18 protein-coding genes are annotated in these 19,721 nt (G+C 54.4%); 9 read left to right on the top strand and 9 right to left on the bottom strand.

The features are described 5' to 3' along the window. Positions 1–78 precede the first annotated feature (78 nt). The 5 genes from ssuB to ssuE are packed head-to-tail and all read right to left on the bottom strand — an operon-like array spanning position 79 to position 4,330. Positions 79–846, bottom strand: a complete 768-nt coding sequence (ssuB, locus tag QQZ17_RS21380; RefSeq protein WP_152405237.1) for an aliphatic sulfonates ABC transporter ATP-binding protein — start codon at positions 844–846, stop codon at positions 79–81. Further along, the gene (gene ssuC, locus QQZ17_RS21375; protein ID WP_152405236.1) at positions 843–1,634 is read right to left on the bottom strand and encodes an aliphatic sulfonate ABC transporter permease SsuC; all 792 of its coding nucleotides are present in this window, start codon (positions 1,632–1,634) and stop codon (positions 843–845) included. Before ssuC ends, ssuB begins: the two co-directional genes overlap by 4 nt. Before the next feature lie 11 nt (positions 1,635–1,645). After that, the gene (gene ssuD / locus QQZ17_RS21370) at positions 1,646–2,791 is read right to left on the bottom strand and encodes an FMNH2-dependent alkanesulfonate monooxygenase (protein WP_152405235.1); all 1,146 of its coding nucleotides are present in this window, start codon (positions 2,789–2,791) and stop codon (positions 1,646–1,648) included. Further along, entirely contained in the window at positions 2,788–3,762 is a 975-nt protein-coding gene (locus tag QQZ17_RS21365) for a sulfonate ABC transporter substrate-binding protein (protein WP_152405234.1), read from the bottom strand. Before QQZ17_RS21365 ends, ssuD begins: the two co-directional genes overlap by 4 nt. After that, the gene (gene ssuE / locus QQZ17_RS21360; protein ID WP_152405233.1) at positions 3,755–4,330 is read right to left on the bottom strand and encodes an NADPH-dependent FMN reductase; all 576 of its coding nucleotides are present in this window, start codon (positions 4,328–4,330) and stop codon (positions 3,755–3,757) included. Before ssuE ends, QQZ17_RS21365 begins: the two co-directional genes overlap by 8 nt. Positions 4,331–4,573: 243 nt before the next feature. Between ssuE and pyrD the strand changes: the two genes are divergently transcribed. Both pyrD and zapC read left to right on the top strand, forming a co-directional pair. After that, positions 4,574–5,584: a quinone-dependent dihydroorotate dehydrogenase gene (gene pyrD / locus QQZ17_RS21355; RefSeq protein ID WP_152405232.1), complete on the top strand. Its 1,011-nt coding sequence runs from the start codon at positions 4,574–4,576 to the stop codon at positions 5,582–5,584. Between the two features lie 178 nt (positions 5,585–5,762). After that, entirely contained in the window at positions 5,763–6,305 is a 543-nt protein-coding gene (gene zapC, locus QQZ17_RS21350; protein ID WP_152405231.1) for a cell division protein ZapC, read from the top strand. Here zapC and QQZ17_RS21345 read toward each other — a convergent pair. Next, a complete protein-coding gene (locus QQZ17_RS21345) occupies positions 6,302–7,411 on the bottom strand; it encodes a YcbX family protein (RefSeq protein ID WP_152405230.1) in 1,110 nt (369 codons plus the stop codon). The two genes, zapC and QQZ17_RS21345, sit on opposite strands and share 4 nt — an antisense overlap. Positions 7,412–7,508: 97 nt before the next feature. On the opposite strand from QQZ17_RS21345, the gene rlmKL reads away from it, so the two are divergent. The 6 genes from rlmKL to rmf all read left to right on the top strand — a co-directional run bounded on the left by rlmKL (position 7,509) and on the right by rmf (position 15,434). Then, positions 7,509–9,617 carry a bifunctional 23S rRNA (guanine(2069)-N(7))-methyltransferase RlmK/23S rRNA (guanine(2445)-N(2))-methyltransferase RlmL gene (rlmKL, locus tag QQZ17_RS21340; protein ID WP_152405229.1) on the top strand — a complete coding sequence of 703 codons (2,109 nt, stop codon included), beginning with the start codon at positions 7,509–7,511 and terminating at the stop codon, positions 9,615–9,617. Between the two features lie 12 nt (positions 9,618–9,629). Continuing rightward, positions 9,630–11,537: an ABC transporter ATP-binding protein gene (locus tag QQZ17_RS21335; RefSeq protein WP_152405228.1), complete on the top strand. Its 1,908-nt coding sequence runs from the start codon at positions 9,630–9,632 to the stop codon at positions 11,535–11,537. A gap of 14 nt (positions 11,538–11,551) precedes the next feature. Further along, complete coding sequence (gene pqiA, locus QQZ17_RS21330) at positions 11,552–12,805, top strand: membrane integrity-associated transporter subunit PqiA (RefSeq protein WP_152405227.1); 1,254 nt, start codon at positions 11,552–11,554, stop codon at positions 12,803–12,805. A gap of 4 nt (positions 12,806–12,809) precedes the next feature. Beyond that, positions 12,810–14,450 (top strand): intermembrane transport protein PqiB, encoded by a 1,641-nt coding sequence (pqiB, locus tag QQZ17_RS21325; RefSeq protein WP_152405226.1) that lies wholly within the window; start codon positions 12,810–12,812, stop codon positions 14,448–14,450. Further along, complete coding sequence (gene pqiC, locus QQZ17_RS21320) at positions 14,447–15,010, top strand: membrane integrity-associated transporter subunit PqiC (protein ID WP_152405225.1); 564 nt, start codon at positions 14,447–14,449, stop codon at positions 15,008–15,010. The genes pqiB and pqiC overlap by 4 nt, the downstream gene beginning before the upstream one ends. A 256-nt stretch (positions 15,011–15,266) precedes the next feature. Next, positions 15,267–15,434 (top strand): ribosome modulation factor, encoded by a 168-nt coding sequence (rmf, locus tag QQZ17_RS21315; RefSeq protein WP_042320000.1) that lies wholly within the window; start codon positions 15,267–15,269, stop codon positions 15,432–15,434. Positions 15,435–15,529: 95 nt separating this feature from the next. Here rmf and fabA read toward each other — a convergent pair whose 3' ends face one another. Both fabA and QQZ17_RS21305 read right to left on the bottom strand, forming a co-directional pair. Next, complete coding sequence (fabA, locus tag QQZ17_RS21310) at positions 15,530–16,048, bottom strand: bifunctional 3-hydroxydecanoyl-ACP dehydratase/trans-2-decenoyl-ACP isomerase (RefSeq protein WP_152405224.1); 519 nt, start codon at positions 16,046–16,048, stop codon at positions 15,530–15,532. A gap of 68 nt (positions 16,049–16,116) precedes the next feature. Continuing rightward, a complete protein-coding gene (locus QQZ17_RS21305) occupies positions 16,117–17,877 on the bottom strand; it encodes an AAA family ATPase (RefSeq protein WP_152405223.1) in 1,761 nt (586 codons plus the stop codon). A gap of 185 nt (positions 17,878–18,062) precedes the next feature. Between QQZ17_RS21305 and matP the strand changes: the two genes are divergently transcribed. Next, positions 18,063–18,515 (top strand): macrodomain Ter protein MatP, encoded by a 453-nt coding sequence (gene matP / locus QQZ17_RS21300; RefSeq protein ID WP_061077056.1) that lies wholly within the window; start codon positions 18,063–18,065, stop codon positions 18,513–18,515. A 77-nt stretch (positions 18,516–18,592) separates the two neighbouring features. Here matP and ompA read toward each other — a convergent pair whose 3' ends face one another. Continuing rightward, positions 18,593–19,648 (bottom strand): porin OmpA, encoded by a 1,056-nt coding sequence (gene ompA / locus QQZ17_RS21295; protein ID WP_052746997.1) that lies wholly within the window; start codon positions 19,646–19,648, stop codon positions 18,593–18,595. Positions 19,649–19,721 lie beyond the last annotated feature (73 nt).

The following is a 19,721-nucleotide window of genomic DNA, read 5'->3' as shown; positions in this document are numbered from 1 at the left end:
CCGGATAAGGCGGTAACGCCGCCATCCGGCAAAATGCCCGGTGGCGTTCGCCTACCGGGCATGGAACGTCCTGAATGCTTATCCATGTCGACGGGCTGGCTGTTCTGTTACCCCACGCTGCATAACCCGACTCAACACGTCGGCTTCCAGTTCCGCTAAACGCACCGATCCTAACCGGCGCGGTCGCGCAATGTCGACCGTCAGATCCAGGCCAATCCTGCCATCCTCAATCAACAACACCCGGTCGGCCATCGCTACGGCTTCGCTGACGTCATGCGTTACCAGCAGCACGGTGAAACCATGCTCCTGCCACAGCGAAACAATGAGATCCTGCATCTCCAGCCGCGTTAACGCATCCAGCGCGCCAAGCGGTTCGTCGAGCAACAGCAGGCCCGGTCGGTGGATCAGCGCCCGCGCAAGGGCGACACGCTGCTTTTGTCCACCGGAAAGCGCCGCAGGCCATTCTGTCGCTCGTTCTTCCAGCCCAACTGCCGCCAGCGCCTGACGCGCAGCGTCCCGCCAGTTGCCCTTCAACCCCAGTCCCACGTTATCGATCACCGACTTCCACGGGAGAAGTCGGGCATCCTGAAACATCATGCGGGTATCGTCCTGAATATCGCGAAGCGGCGTGGTACCGGCCAGCAGTTCACCCGCATTCGGCGATTCCAGCCCCGCCAGCAGGCGTAGCAGGGTACTTTTACCCCCGCCGCTGCGACCGACAACGGCAACAAACTGACCTGCCGGAATATGCAGATCAAGCTGATTCAGTACGGTGTTAGCCGCATACTTTTTCGTCACTGCATTCAGCAGGAGCGGCGTACCCTGGTTCAGACGGGCAGGATTCATACGGTGGCCTCCTTCACATGATAAGCCGGGTTCCAGCGCAGCCAGACGCGTTCCAGCAGTTGAGCGCTGACGTCGGCCAGTTTGCCAAGCAGGGCATAGAGAATAATGGCGACAATCACAATATCCGTTTGCAGAAACTCCCTTGCGTTCATCGCCAGATAACCGATCCCGGAATTGGCCGAGATGGTTTCCGCGACGATAAGCGTCAGCCACATCAGCCCCAGCGCAAAGCGCACGCCGACCATAATCGAGGGCAGGGCACCGGGCAGGATCACATGGAGAAACAGCGAAAAGCCGGATAATCCGTAGCTGCGCGCCATCTCAACCAGACCTCTGTCGATATTGCGGATCCCGTGCCAGGTGTTGATGTAGATGGGAAAGAGCGTCCCCAGCGCCACCAGGAAGATCTTCGCGGTTTCATCAATGCCAAACCACAAAATAACTAACGGGATCAGCGCCAGATGCGGAACGTTACGCAGCATCTGAATTGACGTGTCCAGCAGACGTTCTCCCCAGCGCGATAAGCCGCTGATCAGCCCCAGCGTCAGGCCAATTGAACCGCCGATCGAGAAGCCGATCAGCGCGCGCCAGGAGCTGATGGCCAGATGCTGCCAGAGTTCGCCGCTGGCAGAGAGCGTCCAGAAGGCGGCGATCACCCCTTCTGGCGAGGGTAAAATGCGCCCGGAGAGCCAGCCTACGGAGGAGGCCAGTTGCCAGACGGCGACGATGCCCACCGGTAAAAACCAGGGGGCAACGCGCAATAACCCCCTTTGTATTGGCGTTGCCATCGCGATTCTCCTTAGCTTTGCGCAACCTTGCGCGGGATAAATTCATTCGCTACCGCTTCACCCTGCTGATGTCGGCGTTGCGGCTGCGGGATTTCCGGGATCGCGACGTCCAGATGCGGGAACAGCAGTTCGCCGACCCTGTACGCCTCTTCCAGATGTGGATAACCTGAAAGCACGAAGCTGTCGATGCCCAGCGCCGCATACTCATTGATGCGCGCCGCTACTGTCGGACCGTCACCAACCAGCGCAGTTCCGGCGCCTCCACGCACCAGACCCACACCGGCCCACAGATTTGGGCTTATCTCCAGTTGGTCTCGCTTGCCATTATGCAGCGCCGCCATTCGGTGCTGACCAACGGAATCCGTCCGGGCGAAAGCCGCCTGTGCTTTTGCGATGGTGTCGTCATCAAGGTGGGCAATCAGCCGATCCGCTGCCCGCCATGCTTCCTCGTTGGTTTCACGGACGATGACGTGCAGGCGAATGCCAAAACGGACGTTACGTCCGCGCGCCGCGGCTTTGGCTCGTACCTGGGCGATCTTCTCTTTCACCAGTTCAGGCGGCTCGCCCCAGGTGAGGTAAAGATCGACCTGCTCAGCGGCCAGATCCTGGGCAACATCGGAAGAACCGCCGAAGTAAAGTGGCGGATGAGGTTGTTGGATCGGCGGGAAGAACAGCTTCGCCCCGCGAACGTGGATGTGCTTGCCGTTGAAATCGACAGTTTCGCCCTGCAATAAACGACGCCAGACCTGGGTGAACTCCGAGGAGGCCTCGTAGCGTTCGCTGTGATCGAGAAACACACCGTCGCCCGCCAGTTCCTGCGGATCGCTGCCGGTGACCAGGTTAAACAGCGCGCGACCGTTAGAGAGTCTGTCGAGCGTGGCGGCCTGACGTGCGGCAACGGTTGGTGAGGTGACGCTCGGACGCAATGCCACCAGGAACTTGAGTCGCTGGGTCACCGGGATCATCGATGCCGCGACCAGCCACGCGTCTTCGCAGGATCGTCCGGTTGGGATCAGCACGCCGGTGAATCCCAGACGATCCGCTGCCTGAGCAATCTGCTGTAAATAGCCTTGATCCACCGGGCGGGAGCCTTCTTCGGTTCCCAGATAGTGACCGTCACCGTGCGTCGGTAAAAACCAGAACATATTCAGGCTCATAACTGTTTTCCTTCCTGTTGAGTGGGCTGCCAGATGCGCTGGCGAATATCGATTTTTTTCGGTACCAGCCGGTTGTCGTAAAACAGATCCGCAGTTTGTTGTTGCAGGGCGGCCACAGAGGCGCTGACCGGCGAAATGGTGGTTGGTGGGCGATGATCGAGATAGGAGGCAATCACCGGTTCCGGCAGACCCATCGTTTTTGCCAGCAGGGTAATACTCTCCTGACGCTGACTGAGGGTTAACGCATCCGCCTGACTGAAGGTTTCCAGCACGCCCTGGATAAATGCGCCGTTTTTCTCGGCGTACGGTCGCGCGGCGAGATAGAACGATCCCGTCTGTTTCAGATCGGTGCCGTCTTTCAGTACGCGCACGCCGCCCTGCAATAATGCAGCGGAATAGTAGGGATCCCAGATGGCCCACGCATCGACATTACCCTGCTGGAAAGCCGCACGGGCATCGGCAGGGGTCAGGTAGGTAGGCTGGATATCGGTAAATTTCAGTCCGGCCTGTTGCAGCGCACGCAGCAGCAGGTTGTGCGAACTGGAGCCTTTCTGGAACGCCACCTTATGACCTTTCAGTTCCGCGACGGTCTTGATCGGGCTGTTTTCCGGCACCAGAATCACTTCTGCTTTCGGTTTTGCCGGTTCAACGCCGACGTAAACTAAATCAGCCCCGGCCGCCTGGGCGAAAATGGGGGGAATATCACCGGTGCTGCCCAGATCGATACTGCCGACGTTCAGGGCTTCCAGCATCTGCGGCCCGGCGGGAAATTCAATCCAGGATATTTTTGTTCCGGGATAACGCGTTTCCAGTAACTGATGACTTTTTGCCAGTACCATACTGATGCTGCCTTTCTGATAGCCGATGCGTAAGGCATCAGGAGAGGGCTCTGCCGCCTGTGTCAGCCCGGAAAAAGCCAGCAGCCCAGCGAAGGCCAGCCACGCCGAACGGGGGTTAAGAAGATTACGCATGGGCCGTACCTCGCACGGTATTAAAGGTGGGAACCCTGACGTCGCGGCGATGCAGAGCGTGCCAGAACGTTTCCAGCGCCTTATCAAGACGCAGTTGCAAATTGGGTGTGAAATGCGGCTTATGCTGATAATCGATCACCTGGGAGTCATCGGCAAAAACGCCGTGCAAAATCTCCTGGGCTTTCAGGGCGCTGAGCACCGGTTTCAGCGCATAATCAACGGCGAGCAGGTGAGCGACGGTGCCGCCCGTCGCCAGCGGCAGAACCACCTTGCCCTCCAGCGCGCGTTCCGGGAGCAAATCGAGCAGCGTTTTCAGCGCTCCGGAGTAGGCTGCCTTATAGACCGGCGTGGCAACGATCAGACCGTCCGCTTCTTTTAGTTGTTCAACGAGTGTTTTCAACGCCGGGCTGTCGAAACGGGCATACAGCAGATCTTCAGGTTCGAAGTTGTGCAGATTCCAGTGGTAAACCTCGACGTCCTGACCGTTCAGTTTTTCCCGGGCATATTCCAGTAACGCACTGGATCGGGAGGGAAAGCGTGGGCTTCCCGCCAAAGTGATGACGCGCATAGATGCATTCTCCCCTTATAACTAATTGTTCGCTTTTATTTAACATTGATAACAATTTTTGCAGTCTGACAGAGGGAGATCGGGAATCGAAATGATTTATGCGGAATAGAAAATCTGAAAATTGCATAAAAAGAACGTGGCAGGGGAAACGTTTGCTTTTTATTGCCACAGGTCAATTCCCTTTTTGACCGACATCACCCATAATACGCCCCCGGTTTGCACACCGGGAATCCAGGAGAGTTCATGTACTACCCCTTCGTTCGTAAAGCCCTTTTCCAGCTCGATCCTGAGCGCGCTCATGAATTAACATTTCAGCAATTACGTCGTGTGACGGGAACGCCGCTAGAAGCGTTGATCCGCCAGAAAGTCCCGGCAAAACCGGTCACCTGTATGGGATTAACCTTTAAAAATCCGCTCGGTCTGGCTGCCGGTCTGGACAAGGACGGGGAGTGTATTGATGCCCTGGGCGCGATGGGATTTGGCTCGATCGAAATCGGCACCGTGACCCCGCGCCCGCAGCCTGGTAACGATAAGCCAAGACTGTTCCGTCTGGTTGATGCCGAAGGTTTGATCAACCGCATGGGTTTTAATAACCACGGCGTTGATAACCTGGTGGAGAACGTTAAAAAGGCCCATTATGATGGCGTGCTCGGGATTAATATCGGCAAAAATAAAGATACGCCGGTCGAGCAGGGTAAAGATGACTATCTGATTTGTATGGAAAAAATCTATGCCTATGCCGGTTATATTGCTATTAATATCTCCTCACCAAATACACCAGGATTACGCTCGCTGCAATATGGTGACGCGCTGGATGATTTGCTGACAGCGATTAAAAATAAACAAAACGATCTGCAAACGATCCACCAGAAATATGTTCCGATCGCAGTAAAGATCGCGCCGGATCTTTCTGAGGAAGAACTGATCCAGGTTGCCGATAGTTTAGTTCGGCATAATATTGATGGCGTTATTGCCACCAATACTACACTCGATCGTTCTCTGGTTCAGGGAATGAAAAATTGCGATCAAACGGGTGGCTTAAGTGGTCGTCCGCTGCAATTAAAAAGCACAGAAATTATCCGCCGTCTGTCTGTGGAATTAAAAGGTCAGTTGCCTATTATTGGCGTCGGCGGTATCGACTCTGTGATTGCCGCGCGCGAGAAGATGGCGGCCGGGGCGTCGTTGGTTCAGATTTATTCTGGTTTTATTTTTAAAGGCCCGCCGCTGATTAAAGAAATCGTTACCCATATTTGATTTTTTCTCTCTCTTTATCAGAATATCAGACAACCAGGGGTTTATTTCCTCCCCTGGTTGTTTTATATTCTTTCACTGTTGCTTATTTAAACATTTTAAGCTTTGCTTATTAAGGTAATAAACGAAGCGGCAAAAAAGGACAATTTTGCAACGGGTGATGGAGAGGGGAGAGAAAACAATGCGAATTAAACCTGACGATAACTGGCGTTGGTATTATGACGAAGAGCATGACCGAATGATGCTCGATTTAGCCAATGGCATGTTATTTCGCTCGCGTTTTGCCCGTAAAATGCTCACCCCGGATGCATTCTCACCGTCCGGTTTTTGCGTTGATGACGCCGCACTGTATTTCTCCTTTGAAGAAAAGTGCCGCGACCTTGAACTCTCTAAAGACCAGAAAGCAGAACTGGTGCTTAATGCGCTGGTGGCCATTCGCTATCTGAAACCACAGATGCCGAAAAGCTGGCACTTTGTGGCGCACGGCGAAAACTGGTCGCCAGGAACCGGCGATGCGGCCTGCGTCTGGCTGAGCGACACCCAGGAGCAAATTAATTTGTTAGTGGTGGAGCCTGGTGAGAATGCGGCCCTGTGTTTGCTGGCGCAACCGGGCGTGGTCGTGGCCGGACGAACCATGCAGCTTGGCGATGCGATTAAAATCATGAATGACCGGCTGAAGCCGCAGTTCCGTCCTCACAGCTTCAGCCTGGAGCAGGCGGTTTAGAGCGCCAGTTTTAGCGCGGTTTTTGGCACGCAGCTACAGCTGAGGATGGTGCCGTCATCAGCAAGCGCTGATTTTTTCAGTGGGTTCACTTCACCTTCCAGCAGTTTGATACGGCAGCAGCCGCATATTCCCGCCCGACACGAATAGGGAACCCGGATCCCCTGGTTTTCCAGTTGCTCAAGCAGTACCTGTTGATTGTTCCCCTGAAACGCCTGTCCCTGCCAGTCGATGGTGACGCTGGTATCAGGCTGTTGCACGGCGTCAACGGCGTCATCCTGAGCAGCAGCGCCGTATACCCGGGCCGGGCCAGTTGCTAAAATTTCAACATCGTCGCCGACGCGAATCACCCCGCTGTTACGGGCTATCAGGTTCAGCCCGAAATCGACATCGCCATTATCCGGTGCGGTACGGAAAGTTTGCAGCGTCGCCAGCGGTTCGCCGGAGGGATGCTTTTGCCCTTTTTCCGGACTGACCGTGGTAAAAATACAGCGGCTGCACGGCTTTGCTACATCAAAAATGACCTCGCCAATGCGGATCACTTTCCAGCTGTCTTCTTCCCATGCGGTTGCTCCGGATACCACGATGTTCGGGCGAAACTGTTCAACCTGCACACCTGCCGGACAGCGCTGCTGTAAATCGCGCAGCGAGGCGTCATTCACCAGCAGGTACGGAAATCCGTCGGCAAAAGAGAGCGGCACGCCCGCGTGGCGTTTGACCCGGCGGGTCAGCTGCGGCCCCACCCAACGGAGTTGTACGCTGCGCGAAAAGAAGCCACTTAGCCACTGGTTGATAGCATCTGGGGCGATTCGCGCGGTGAAATGGTTACCCCACACTTCCGTTGGCGCATCCTGGGGGGCGAAATCAGCAAACCGCACCAGCGCGCTGCTGCCGTCAGGCGCGGTTAAATGCAGGCCGTCATGCAGAGGAGAAGGGGTAAAGCGCACCATTTGCGGAAACTGACGAGCGGTAATGAAGGTGCCATCAGCTTCGGTTAGCATAAAAATACGATCGAAAGCCAGACCGCTGACGTCTGCCAGAGCGTGGGTCAACCCAATGCCGCGCATGGATTTGACGGGATGGATAAAAAGTCTGGATAACGTCAACACTGTACAGTCCCTCGAAAGAAATAAGCCCTCAACTTTATGACATAGCGCCCATATTAGCTATAATGCGCAGCAATTTTCTTCGAGTATAAGTGACGCTATGAATTCTTTGTTTGCCAGTACGGCCCGTGGGCTGGAAGAGCTGTTAAAAACTGAACTGGAAAGCCTCGGCGCCGTGGAGTGTCAGGTGGTTCAGGGTGGGGTCCATTTCCAGGGCGACACCCGGCTTGTCTACCAGAGCCTGATGTGGAGTCGCCTGGCCTCGCGCATTATTTTACCGTTGGGTGAGTGCAAAGTTTACAGTGACTTAGACCTTTATCTCGGCGTGCAGGCGATCGACTGGACGGCGATGTTTAATCCTGGAGCGACCTTTGCTGTCCACTTCAGCGGACTGAATGACACCATTCGTAACAGCCAGTACGGCGCGATGAAAGTCAAAGATGCGATTGTCGATGCTTTCACGCGTAAAAATCTGCCGCGCCCGAATGTCGATCGCGAATCGCCAGATATTCGCGTCAACGTCTGGCTGAATAAAGACACGGCCAGCATTGCGCTGGATTTAAGCGGCGACGGCCTGCATCTGCGCGGCTATCGCGATCGAACCGGTCTGGCACCTATCAAAGAGACACTGGCGGCGGCGATTGTCATGCGCTCTGGCTGGAAACCCGGTACGCCGCTGCTCGACCCGATGTGTGGTTCGGGCACGCTGCTGATTGAAGCGGCCATGTGGGCGACCGATCGCGCGCCTGGCTTACACCGTGGCCGCTGGGGATTTAGCGGCTGGGCCCAGCATGACGACGCTCTCTGGCAGGACGTAAAGGCGGAAGCGCAAACCCGCGCCCGCAAAGGTCTGGCTGAATACACTTCGCATTTTTATGGTTCTGACAGTGATGCCCGCGTGATTGAACGCGCGCGCAGTAACGCCCGCCGTGCGGGGATTGGCGAGCTGATCACCTTCGAAGTGAAAGACGTGGCGAAACTGAGCAATCCGCTGCCGAAAGGTCCTTACGGGACAGTGATCAGCAACCCGCCCTATGGCGAGCGTCTGGACAGCGAGCCGGCGCTGATTGCACTGCACAGCCTGCTGGGACGCACCATGAAGAACCAGTTCGGCGGCTGGAACCTCTCTCTGTTCAGCGCCTCACCGGATCTGCTGAGCAGCCTGCAACTGCGTGCTGATAAGCAATTCAAAGCGAAAAACGGTCCACTGGACTGCGTGCAGAAAAACTACCATGTGGCGGAAAGCACGCCGGACAGCAAACCGGCGACGGTGGCGGAAGACTACGCCAACCGCCTGCGCAAGAACATCAAGAAGCTGGAAAAATGGGCGCGTCAGGAAGGCATTGAATGTTACCGTCTCTACGATGCCGACTTGCCGGAATACAACGTTGCGGTAGATCGTTACGCTGACTGGGTGGTGATTCAGGAGTACGCCCCGCCGAAAACTATCGATGCGCAGAAAGCGCGTCAGCGACTGTTTGACATCATCGCGGCCACGCTGTCGGTGCTGGAGATTGCGCCGAACAAACTGGTGCTGAAAACCCGTGAACGACAGAAAGGGAAAAACCAGTATCAGAAGATGAACGAGAAGGGAGAATTCATTGAGGTGGGCGAATACAACGCTCGCCTGTGGGTGAACCTGACCGATTACCTGGATACCGGGCTGTTCCTCGATCACCGTATTGCACGACGGATGCTGGGACAGATGAGCAACGGAAAAGACTTCCTCAACCTGTTCTCCTACACCGGCAGCGCCAGCGTGCACGCAGGTTTAGGCGGTGCGCGTAGCACCACGACGGTCGACATGTCGCGTACCTATCTTGAGTGGGCGGAGCGTAACCTGCGTCTGAATGGCCTCAGCGGACGTGCGCATCGGCTTATCCAGGCCGACTGCCTGGCCTGGCTGCGTGAAGCCAATGAACAGTTTGATCTGATTTTTATCGATCCCCCGACGTTCTCCAACTCGAAACGCATGGAGGACGCCTTTGATGTCCAGCGCGATCATCTGGCGCTGATGAAAGATCTGAAACGTCTGCTGCGTAAAGGCGGCACGATCATGTTCTCCAACAATAAACGCGGATTCCGTATGGATCTTGACGGTCTTGCGGCGCTGGGACTGAAAGCACAAGAAATCACCCAAAAAACGCTTTCCCAGGACTTTGCCCGTAACCGTCAAATCCACAACTGCTGGCTGATTACCGCCGCCTGAAAGGATAAATAAATGTCATTAATCAGTATGCATGGCGCATGGCTGTCGTTCAGCGACGCGCCGCTTCTCGATAACGCAGAACTGCATATCGAAGATAACGAACGCGTCTGTCTGGTGGGCCGTAACGGCGCCGGAAAATCCACGTTGATGAAGATCCTTAATCGTGAACAGGGTCTGGACGATGGGCGCATTATTTATGAGCAGGATCTGATCGTTGCGCGCTTGCAGCAGGATCCACCGCGTAACGTGGAAGGCACCGTTTACGATTTTGTGGCGGAAGGGATTGAAGAACAGGCAGAATACCTTAAGCGTTACCACGACATTTCACGCCTGGTGATGACCGATCCGAGCGACAAAAACCTGAATGATCTGGCGAAGGTGCAGGAACAGCTCGATCACCACAATTTGTGGCAACTGGAAAACCGCATCAACGAAGTGCTGGCGCAGTTAGGGCTGGATCCTAACGCGGCGCTGTCGTCACTGTCCGGCGGCTGGCTGCGTAAAGCAGCGCTGGGGCGTGCGCTGGTCAGTAATCCGCGCGTTCTGCTGCTGGACGAACCGACCAACCACCTCGATATTGAAACCATTGACTGGCTGGAAGGATTCCTGAAATCGTTCAATGGGACGATCATTTTTATCTCCCACGACCGTTCTTTTATTCGCAATATGGCTACCCGTATTGTCGATCTCGATCGTGGCAAGCTGGTGACCTATCCAGGGAATTACGATCAGTACCTGGTCGAGAAAGAAGAAGCGCTGCGTGTGGAAGACCTTCAGAATGCCGAGTTCGATCGCAAGCTGGCGCAGGAAGAGGTGTGGATCCGTCAGGGCATCAAAGCCCGTCGTACCCGTAATGAAGGTCGCGTGCGGGCGTTGAAAGCGATGCGCCGTGAACGCAGCGAACGCCGCGAAGTGATGGGTACGGCGAAGATGCAGGTCGAAGAGGCCACCCGTTCCGGTAAGATTGTCTTCGAAATGGAGAACGTGGATTACCAGGTCGATGGCAAACAGCTGGTGAAAGACTTTTCTGCTCAGGTACAGCGCAGCGATAAAATTGCGCTGATCGGCCCTAACGGCTGTGGTAAAACCACGCTGCTGAAGCTGATGTTAGGCCAGTTGCCGCCGGACAGCGGTCGTATCCACGTCGGTACGAAACTGGAAGTGGCCTATTTCGATCAGCACCGCGCCGAGCTGGATCCAGACAAGACGGTGATGGACAACCTCGCGGAAGGCAAGCAGGAGGTGATGGTTAACGGTAAACCGCGCCATGTGCTCGGCTATCTGCAGGACTTCCTGTTCCATCCGAAACGGGCGATGACCCCGGTGCGTGCGTTGTCTGGCGGTGAGCGTAACCGTCTGCTGCTGGCGCGTCTTTTTCTGAAACCCAGCAATCTGTTGATTCTCGATGAACCAACCAACGATCTCGACGTCGAAACGCTGGAGTTGCTGGAAGAGCTGATTGATGGTTATCAGGGTACCGTGTTACTGGTAAGCCACGATCGTCAGTTTGTCGACAATACGGTGACCGAGTGCTGGATTTTTGAAGGTAACGGGAAGATTGGTCGTTATGTCGGCGGTTATCACGATGCGCGTGGCCAACAGGAACAGCATCTGGCGTTTAAACAGCCAGCGGCGAAAAAAACTGAGGAAGTTATTGCCCCGAAAGCAGAAATTGTAAAACGCGGCAGTAGCAAACTAAGCTATAAACTGCAGCGCGAGCTGGAACAGCTACCGCAGTTGCTGGAAGCGCTGGAAGCGAAACTGGATGCATTGCAGGCGCAGGTTGCCGATGCCGCCTTTTTCAGCCAGCCACATGAGCAGACGCAGCAGGTTTTGGCCGATCTGGCAAAAGCAGAACAAGAACTTGAGCAGGCCTTTGAGCGCTGGGAGTATCTTGAAGCGTTAAAGAATGGCGCATAATTAAGGAGCACACCATGTGCGAACATCATCATGCCGCAAAGCACATTCTGTGCTCGCAGTGTGACATGCTGGTGGCATTGCCCCACCTTGAGCATGGTCAGAAAGCGGCATGTCCGAGATGTGGCACAACATTGACGATTATGTGGGACGCACCGAGACAGCGTCCCACCGCGTATGCGTTAGCCGCGCTGTTTATGTTGCTCTTATCGAATCTGTTCCCCTTTGTGAATATGAATGTCGCAGGGGTGAGCAGTGAAGTGACCCTGATGGAAATCCCCGGCGTTCTCTTTTCGGAAAATTACGCCAGTCTCGGCACCTTCTTTTTACTCTTCGTGCAACTGGTTCCTGCTTTTTGCCTGTTAACCATTCTGTTGTTGGTGAATCGGGTACAAATGCCCGGTCGGCTCAAAGCCCAGTTGGCGCGAGTTTTATTTCAGTTGAAGAGTTGGGGGATGGCGGAGATTTTCCTCGCTGGCGTACTGGTGAGTTTCGTTAAACTGATGGCGTACGGCGATATCGGCGTCGGCAGTAGCTTTATCCCATGGTGCTTCTTCTGCATTCTGCAACTGCGCGCGTTTCAGTGCGTCGACCGTCGCTGGCTGTGGGATGACATTGCCCCCATGCCTAAAATTAAGCAGCCCTTAACGCCTGGCGTTCCCGGCATCCGTCAGGGATTACGCTCTTGCTCCTGCTGCACGGCGATCCTTCCGGCGGATGAGAATCTTTGCCCGCGCTGTGAGACGAAAGGGTATGTGCGGCGCAGAAACAGTCTGCAATGGACGCTGGCGTTACTGTTCACGTCTATCATGCTGTATCTGCCGGCCAATATTCTGCCGATCATGATAACGGATCTCCTGGGGTCAAAACTGCCTTCCACTATTATTGAGGGGGTGGTTTTAATCTGGAGCGAAGGTTCTTACCCGGTAGCGGCAGTTATCTTTATCGCCAGTATCATGGTGCCGACGCTAAAAATGATCGCGATTGCCTGGCTATGCTGGGACGCCAAAGGGCACGGCAAGCGTGACAGTGAACGAATGCATTTGATTTACGAAGTGGTGGAGTTCGTTGGTCGCTGGTCAATGATTGATGTGTTTGTTATCGCCGTGCTCTCTGCGCTGGTGCGCATGGGAGGTTTGATGAATATTTATCCAGCAATGGGTGCATTGATGTTTGCTTTAGTCGTCATTATGACAATGTTTTCTGCGATGACATTTGATCCGCGTCTGTCGTGGGATCGTGAACCAGAACCAGACCATGAGGAGTCCTGACAACATGGAATCTAAAAGTGGGGAAGCCAAAATCCAGAAGGTAAAAAACTGGTCTCCCGTGTGGATTTTTCCCATCGTCACTGCGCTCATTGGGGCATGGGTTCTGTTCTATCACTACAGCCATCAGGGACCGGAAGTGACCCTGATTACCACTAATGCCGAGGGCATTGAGGGCGGAAAAACCACCATTAAAAGCCGCAGCGTTGATGTGGGCGTGGTCGAAAGCGCCACGCTGACCGACGATCTGACGCACGTTGAAATCAAAGCGCGCCTGAATGCCGGTATGGAAAAACTGCTGCACAAAGACTCTGTGTTCTGGGTGGTGAAGCCGCAGGTTGGACGCGAAGGGATCAGCGGCTTAGGCACGCTTCTTTCTGGCGCCTACATCGAACTGCAACCGGGTAATAAAGGCAACAGAGTGGAAAAGTATGAGCTGCTGGATTCGCCGCCGCTGGCGCCGCCGGATGCCAAAGGGATCCGCGTGGTGCTCGACAGCAAAAAAGCCGGGCAACTGAGTCCGGGCGATCCGGTTCTGTTCCGTGGCTATCGCGTCGGATCGGTAGAAACCAGCACTTTTGATCCGCAAAAACGCAGCATCAGCTATCAACTGTTCATCAATGCGCCAAACGATCGTCTGGTCACCAGTAACGTCCGTTTCTGGAAAGACAGCGGGATTGCGGTCGATCTGACTTCTGCCGGGATGCGGGTAGAGATGGGATCGCTGACAACGTTGTTTGGCGGGGGCGTCAGCTTTGACGTGCCTGAAGGGCTTGAACAGGGTCAGCCGGTTGCCGAGAAGGCCGCCTTCAGCCTGTATGACGATCCGAAAAGTATTCAGGATTCGCTGTTCACCGAACACATCGATTACCTGATGTTCTTCAAAGATTCGATCCGGGGTCTGCAACCGGGCGCGCCGCTGGAGTTCCGCGGTATTCGTCTGGGGACGGTGAGTAAAGTGCCGTTCTTCGCGCCGAATATGCGCCAGGTATTTAACAACGATTACCGCATTCCGGTGCTGGTGCGCATTGAACCCGAGCGGCTGAAAGCACAGCTTGGTGAAGATACGGACGTGGGTGCACATCTGGCCGAACTGCTGAAACGGGGCTTACGCGGCTCGCTGAAAACCGGGAACCTGGTGACCGGGGCGTTGTATGTCGATCTGGACTTCTATCCGAAAGAGCCGCCGCTTACCGGTATCCGCGAGTTTAACGGTTATCAGATCATCCCGACGGTGAGCGGAGGTCTGGCGCAAATTCAGCAGAGACTGATGGAAGCGCTGGATAAGATCAACAATCTGCCGTTGAACCCGATGATTGAGCAGGCTACCAATACGTTGAGTGAAAGCCAGCGCACGATGAAACATCTGCAAACGACGCTGGATAACATGAACAAGATTACCTCCAGTCAGTCAATGCAACAGTTGCCGGCGGATATGCAGAACACGTTACGTGAACTGAACCGCAGCATGCAGGGCTTCCAGCCTGGCTCCGCAGCCTACAACAAGATGGTGGCCGATATGCAACGTCTTGATCAGGTACTCCGCGAGCTACAGCCGGTGCTGAAAACGCTGAATGAGAAGAGCAACGCGCTGGTGTTTGAAGCGAAGGACAAGAAAGATCCAGAGCCGAAGAGGGCGAAACAATGAAAAAGTGGCTAGTGGTGGCGATGGCGTTCTGGCTGACGTCGTGCAGCTCCAGTGGAGAGAATAAAAGCTATTATCAGCTCCCTGTTGCGCAGGGAGGCGTGCAAAGTACCGCAAACCAGGGTAACCGTCTGCTGTGGGTCGAGCAGGTTGCGGTGCCAGATTATCTGGCTGGCAATGGCGTGGTCTATCAGACCAGCGATGTGAAGTACGCGATCGCCAATAACAATTTGTGGGCCAGCCCGCTGGATCAGCAATTGCGTAATACGCTGGTTGCCAATCTGAGTACGCAACTGCCAGGTTGGGTAGTAGCCTCTCAACCTTTGGGCAGCGTGCAGGATACGCTCAACGTAACGGTAACCGGCTTCCACGGTCGTTATGATGGTAAGGTGGTGGTCAGCGGTGAGTGGCTGCTTAACCACCAGGGACGTCTCATCAAGCGTCCGTTCCACATTGAAGCCGTTCAGACGCAGGATGGCTACGATGAGATGGTGAAAGTGCTGGCAACCGTCTGGAGCCAGGAAGCTGCGGCGATCGCCCAGGAGCTGAAGCGCATTCCATAGTTTAAATTTTTGTAAATAAAACCGTCTCAGACAGCGTGTTTGGGGCGGTTTTTTTTTACCGGCAGGATGACCCAGGAACTTGTTCCGGCTCACATTTTTTGTACAACTGAGTTTTTCGCTAGCTCACAAATATGACACCCGTGTGAATTTTGTACATTGACGGGACAGGGGATTCGCGGTATTCGTTTAGTGTGATTGCACACTTCGTAATCACTGTTATCTTTTCCACCAGATATAAGTATGAGGGAAACGAGGCATGAAGAGACAAAAACGAGATCGCCTGGAACGGGCACATCAACGTGGTTATCAGGCCGGTATTGCCGGACGTTCGAAAGAAATGTGTCCCTATCAGACGCTGAATCAGAGATCGTATTGGCTGGGAGGCTGGCGAGAAGCCATGGCTGACAGGGTGGTAATGGCCTGATTCTGTCTCTTTAAAAAAGAAACCTCCGCAGTGCGGAGGTTTCGCCTTTTATAACCTGTGATAAACGGCACACTGGCCCTTTACCGGGTCAGGCATCAGAATGCAGAGGTGTCCTGGAACAGACCCACTTTCAGATCGTTCGCGGTATAGATCAGACGCCCATCCACCAACACTTCACCATCCGCAAGGCCCATGATCAGGCGGCGATTCACGATGCGCTTGAAGTGGATACGATAGGTCACTTTCCTGGCAGTAGGCAGTACCTGACCGGTGAACTTCACTTCGCCTACGCCCAGTGCGCGGCCTTTGCCTTCACCGCCGAGCCAGCCGAGGTAGAATCCAACCAACTGCCACATTGCGTCCAGCCCCAGACAACCCGGCATGACGGGATCGCCAATGAAGTGGCATCCGAAGAACCAAAGATCCGGATTGATATCCAGCTCTGCCTCAACATAACCTTTGTCGAAGTTACCGCCCGTTTCGGTCATCTTGACGACACGGTCCATCATCAGCATGCTCGGAGCAGGCAACTGCGGGCCTTTCGCACCAAACAGCTCACCGCGACCAGAGGCAAGAAGGTCTTCTTTTGTATAGGATTCGCGTTTATCTACCATGTTCTCTGTAAGCCTTATTTTATTGAAGCACGCAGGATAGCTAACACGTGTACGCTGAACAAGTCCGATCAGTTCGGAAGAATCCCGTTCAGCCAACGCAGCGGCCACGGAAAACGGTGACGTCCTTCCTGTTGCGTCGCCTGGGCGATACGCTCCTGGATAGTCTGCATCAACGTTGTCTGGCCTTCACCATCCCACAGCAGATTTAACAGCAGCGGCAGCGCGTCGGTAACGTCATCTACCGCCCAGATAGTGAACTTCTCTTCTTCAACGGCCTGTAGCAGCGCGGGTTGCAGGCTAAGATGCCTGACGTTGGAAGAGGGGATGATGACCCCTTGCTTACCCGTCAGTTCGCGCTGTTGGCAAATCGTGAAGAAGCCTTCAATTTTTTCATTTAAACCGCCAACGGGCTGAGCGCGACCGAACTGGTCGACCGAACCGGTAATGGCGATGCTCTGATTAACTGGCACATCGGACAGCGCGCTTATCAGTGCGCACAGTTCTGCCATGGAAGCGCTGTCGCCATCAACTTCACTGTAGGACTGTTCAAACGTCAGCGAGGCCGAGAAGGGGAGTTGTTGCTCGAGCTGGAGTTCCGACATCAGGAACGCCTGCATGATCATCATTCCCTTAGCATGAATATTACCGCCAAGTTCGGCTTTCCGCTCAATATCCGTGAACTCACCATCGCCAATGTGCACGACGCAACTGATACGTGAAGGTTCACCGAAGGCGCGCGGGTGGCCGGGAAATTCAATCACCGACAGGGCGTTGATCTGACCAACGCGCTCACCCTCTGTTTCGATCAGGATCTGTTCCTGGAGGATCTCATCCTGCATGCGTTCGGCCAGGAATCCTTCGCGCCACTCTCTCTGGGCAAGCATCAGGCTGAGCTGTTCACCTGTGCAGGTTTCACTTTCGCACAGCGGCGCGACTTCCGTGAACTGCCTGATGATCCACAGCGGATTGAGCGGTAACGTATCCTGTTCGCCGGTATAACGCACTGCTTCGCGAACCAGTACTTCCCAGGCATCGGGCGCCGGGTAAGGTAACTGATTACGTTTCGCAGTCCACGTCACCCACTGACACCACTGCGTCATGGATTCTGCATCCACGATCTGCATGTTATCTTCGAATTCGCTATAAATAGCCTGCTCGGCCAGTTCAGGTTCCATTTCCTGGAAATCCGCCAGCGACTCGCGCTCACCAACTAACAGCACCTTCAGTTTAAGCGGCATAGACGGCACGGAGACCGGCAGCGGGCGGGACTCATCAAAGGCTACCCAGTCAAAGCGTTCGCGGCTGACAATGGCCTTCAGGCGCATCCACAGCAGCGGTTGTGCAAGCAGGGTGCGCAGGGAGATAACCAGCACGCCGCCATTGGCCTGGTGAACCAGTCCGGGCTGCAGCGTGATGTCGCCATTGAATTGACGCAGGCAGCCAAACAGCTGTTCTGCCTCAACCCAGTCGGCAATCACCACCTGTGATAAGGTGGCAAAATTGTCTTCAGCCCGCTCAGCGTCACGATAGTGAATCGTGTGGCCCGAAACCTCGTAGTGACCTCCAGTCAGGCGACCGGTGTCGTGCTGTAAGGCACGTGCGGCATCGGCCAGAAGATTAAGATACTCAAGCTCTTCAGGCGCTTTGGCCAGCATGAAAGGGGATGTGGCTCTGGGTTGTAACAATTGCTCCAGGGCAAATTGTAAGCGTGGTTGAGTATCACTCAGTAATGTGTCGTTTTCTTCAGTGACATGTGGCTGTGCAAAAATCTCCTGATAACTGTCGGTATCAGGGACAAGATCACGCCATGCAAGTTTCGTAATGGTCAAAGTTGATGTTTTATAGTCTGTTGTAAAAGACGCGATTATAGCGTAACCGTCCGCGCTTCACACGTGGAAAGCGACGGTAAACGCACAGGAGCGTGCAGAGTGGCTCACAGCCTGAAGATTCTTTTCTTCAGATGCTGAAAAAGCTGATATTCTGATAGGAGTGACACGGTAACATTGAGATCGCCATGAAATATCAACAACTTGAGAATCTTGAAAGCGGTTGGAAGTGGAAGTACCTGGTGAAGAAGCACCGCGAAGGGGAATTAATTACCCGTTATGTGGAGGCCAGTGCTGCCCAGGAAGCCGTGGATTTGTTGCTTACGCTGGAAAATGAACCGGTGCGGGTCAATCTCTGGATTGATGAACATATGAATCCTGCGCTGCAAAACCGCATGAAGCAGACGATACGTGCACGGCGTAAACGTCATTTCAATGCCGAGCATCAGCACACGCGAAAGAAATCTATCGATCTGGAGTTTATCGTCTGGCAGCGACTCGCCGGACTGGCGCAGCGGCGCGGTAAGACGTTATCAGAGACCGTGGTGCAGCTAATTGAAGATGCAGAGAATAAAGAGAAGTATGCCAACAAGATGTCTTCGCTGAAGCAGGATCTGCAGGCGTTGTTGGGCAAAGAGTAGTCCGCACGTTACAACCATCCTGTAGATAACAGACGAAAAAAAACCCCGCAGCGCGGGGTTTTTTATTAGACGGAAACTTAAGCCTGCGGCTGAGTTACAACGTCTTTGATGCCTTTAACTTCGATCTCAACGCGACGATCCGGGGCCAGGCAGTCGATCAGTGCAGCGCGAGCTTTCACGTTGTCACAGGTGTTGCCAGTAACCGGGTTGGATTCGCCCATACCACGTGCGGAGATTTTGTCAGCCGGGATACCTTTAGAGATCAGGTAATCAACAACAGACTGAGCACGTTTCTCAGACAGACCCTGGTTGTAAGCGTCAGAACCGATGCGGTCAGTGAAGCCCAGAACCACTACGGAACCGTCTTTCGGATCCAGGTTGCTCAGCTGGCTGTACATCTGATCCAGAGCCTGCTGGCCTTCTGGTTTCAGAGTGGCTTTGTTGAAGTTGAACAGAACGTCAGACTTCAGGGTGAAGTGTTTGGTCTGTACTTCTGGAGCCGGAGCCGGAGCCGGAGCTACGATCGGAGCAGCTTGTTCCTGCTGACCGAAACGGTAAGAAACACCTACGCTCAGCAGACCGTTGTCTGGACGAGTACCGATGGTGTTAGCGTCACCGATGTTGTTGGTCCACTGGTATTCCAGACGGGTAGCGATTTCAGGAGTAATTGCGTACTCAACACCACCTGCGAATACTGGGGATACGCCAGTGTCGTGATCTTTGGTTGATGCGCCACCAGGTACGTTAGACTTGGTGTCTGCACGCCATACCATACCACCCAGACGAGTGTAGATGTCCAGATCGTCAGTGATTGGGTAACCCAGTTTAGCGGTCAGTTGAACGCCCTGAGCTTTGTAAGCACCGTTGATGTTGTCACCTTTGTACGGCATACGACCTAACCAGTCGTAACCCATTTCAAAGCCAACATACGGGTTAACCTGGTAACCACCGAACGCACCGGCACCCAGTTGACTTTCGTGGGTCGGACCGTTGTTGTCGATGAAACCAGTGTCATGGTACTGGGACCAACCCAGTTTAGCACCAGTGTACCAGGTGTTATCTTTCGGAGCGGCCTGCGCCACGGTAGCGAAACCAGCCAGTGCCACTGCAATCGCGATAGCTGTCTTTTTCATTTTTTGCGCCTCGTTATCATCCAAAATACGCCATGAATATCTCCAACGAGATAACACGGTTAAATCCTTCACC

The sequence above is a fragment of the Citrobacter sp. T1.2D-1 genome (genome assembly GCF_950098555.1).
Taxonomy (GTDB): Bacteria; Pseudomonadota; Gammaproteobacteria; order Enterobacterales; family Enterobacteriaceae; genus Citrobacter_A; species Citrobacter_A telavivensis.
This window is presented reverse-complemented; position numbering and strand designations above follow the sequence as displayed.

Coding starts and splice junctions, on each gene's coding strand:
- ssuB (WP_152405237.1), bottom strand. CDS start 846: ATGAATCCTGCCCGTCTGAACCAGGGTACGCCGCTCCTGCTGAATGCA.
- ssuC (WP_152405236.1), bottom strand. CDS start 1,634: ATGGCAACGCCAATACAAAGGGGGTTATTGCGCGTTGCCCCCTGGTTT.
- ssuD (WP_152405235.1), bottom strand. CDS start 2,791: ATGAGCCTGAATATGTTCTGGTTTTTACCGACGCACGGTGACGGTCAC.
- QQZ17_RS21365 (WP_152405234.1), bottom strand. CDS start 3,762: ATGCGTAATCTTCTTAACCCCCGTTCGGCGTGGCTGGCCTTCGCTGGG.
- ssuE (WP_152405233.1), bottom strand. CDS start 4,330: ATGCGCGTCATCACTTTGGCGGGAAGCCCACGCTTTCCCTCCCGATCC.
- pyrD (WP_152405232.1), top strand. CDS start 4,574: ATGTACTACCCCTTCGTTCGTAAAGCCCTTTTCCAGCTCGATCCTGAG.
- zapC (WP_152405231.1), top strand. CDS start 5,763: ATGCGAATTAAACCTGACGATAACTGGCGTTGGTATTATGACGAAGAG.
- rlmKL (WP_152405229.1), top strand. CDS start 7,509: ATGAATTCTTTGTTTGCCAGTACGGCCCGTGGGCTGGAAGAGCTGTTA.
- QQZ17_RS21335 (WP_152405228.1), top strand. CDS start 9,630: ATGTCATTAATCAGTATGCATGGCGCATGGCTGTCGTTCAGCGACGCG.
- pqiA (WP_152405227.1), top strand. CDS start 11,552: ATGTGCGAACATCATCATGCCGCAAAGCACATTCTGTGCTCGCAGTGT.
- pqiB (WP_152405226.1), top strand. CDS start 12,810: ATGGAATCTAAAAGTGGGGAAGCCAAAATCCAGAAGGTAAAAAACTGG.
- pqiC (WP_152405225.1), top strand. CDS start 14,447: ATGAAAAAGTGGCTAGTGGTGGCGATGGCGTTCTGGCTGACGTCGTGC.
- rmf (WP_042320000.1), top strand. CDS start 15,267: ATGAAGAGACAAAAACGAGATCGCCTGGAACGGGCACATCAACGTGGT.
- fabA (WP_152405224.1), bottom strand. CDS start 16,048: ATGGTAGATAAACGCGAATCCTATACAAAAGAAGACCTTCTTGCCTCT.
- matP (WP_061077056.1), top strand. CDS start 18,063: ATGAAATATCAACAACTTGAGAATCTTGAAAGCGGTTGGAAGTGGAAG.
- ompA (WP_052746997.1), bottom strand. CDS start 19,648: ATGAAAAAGACAGCTATCGCGATTGCAGTGGCACTGGCTGGTTTCGCT.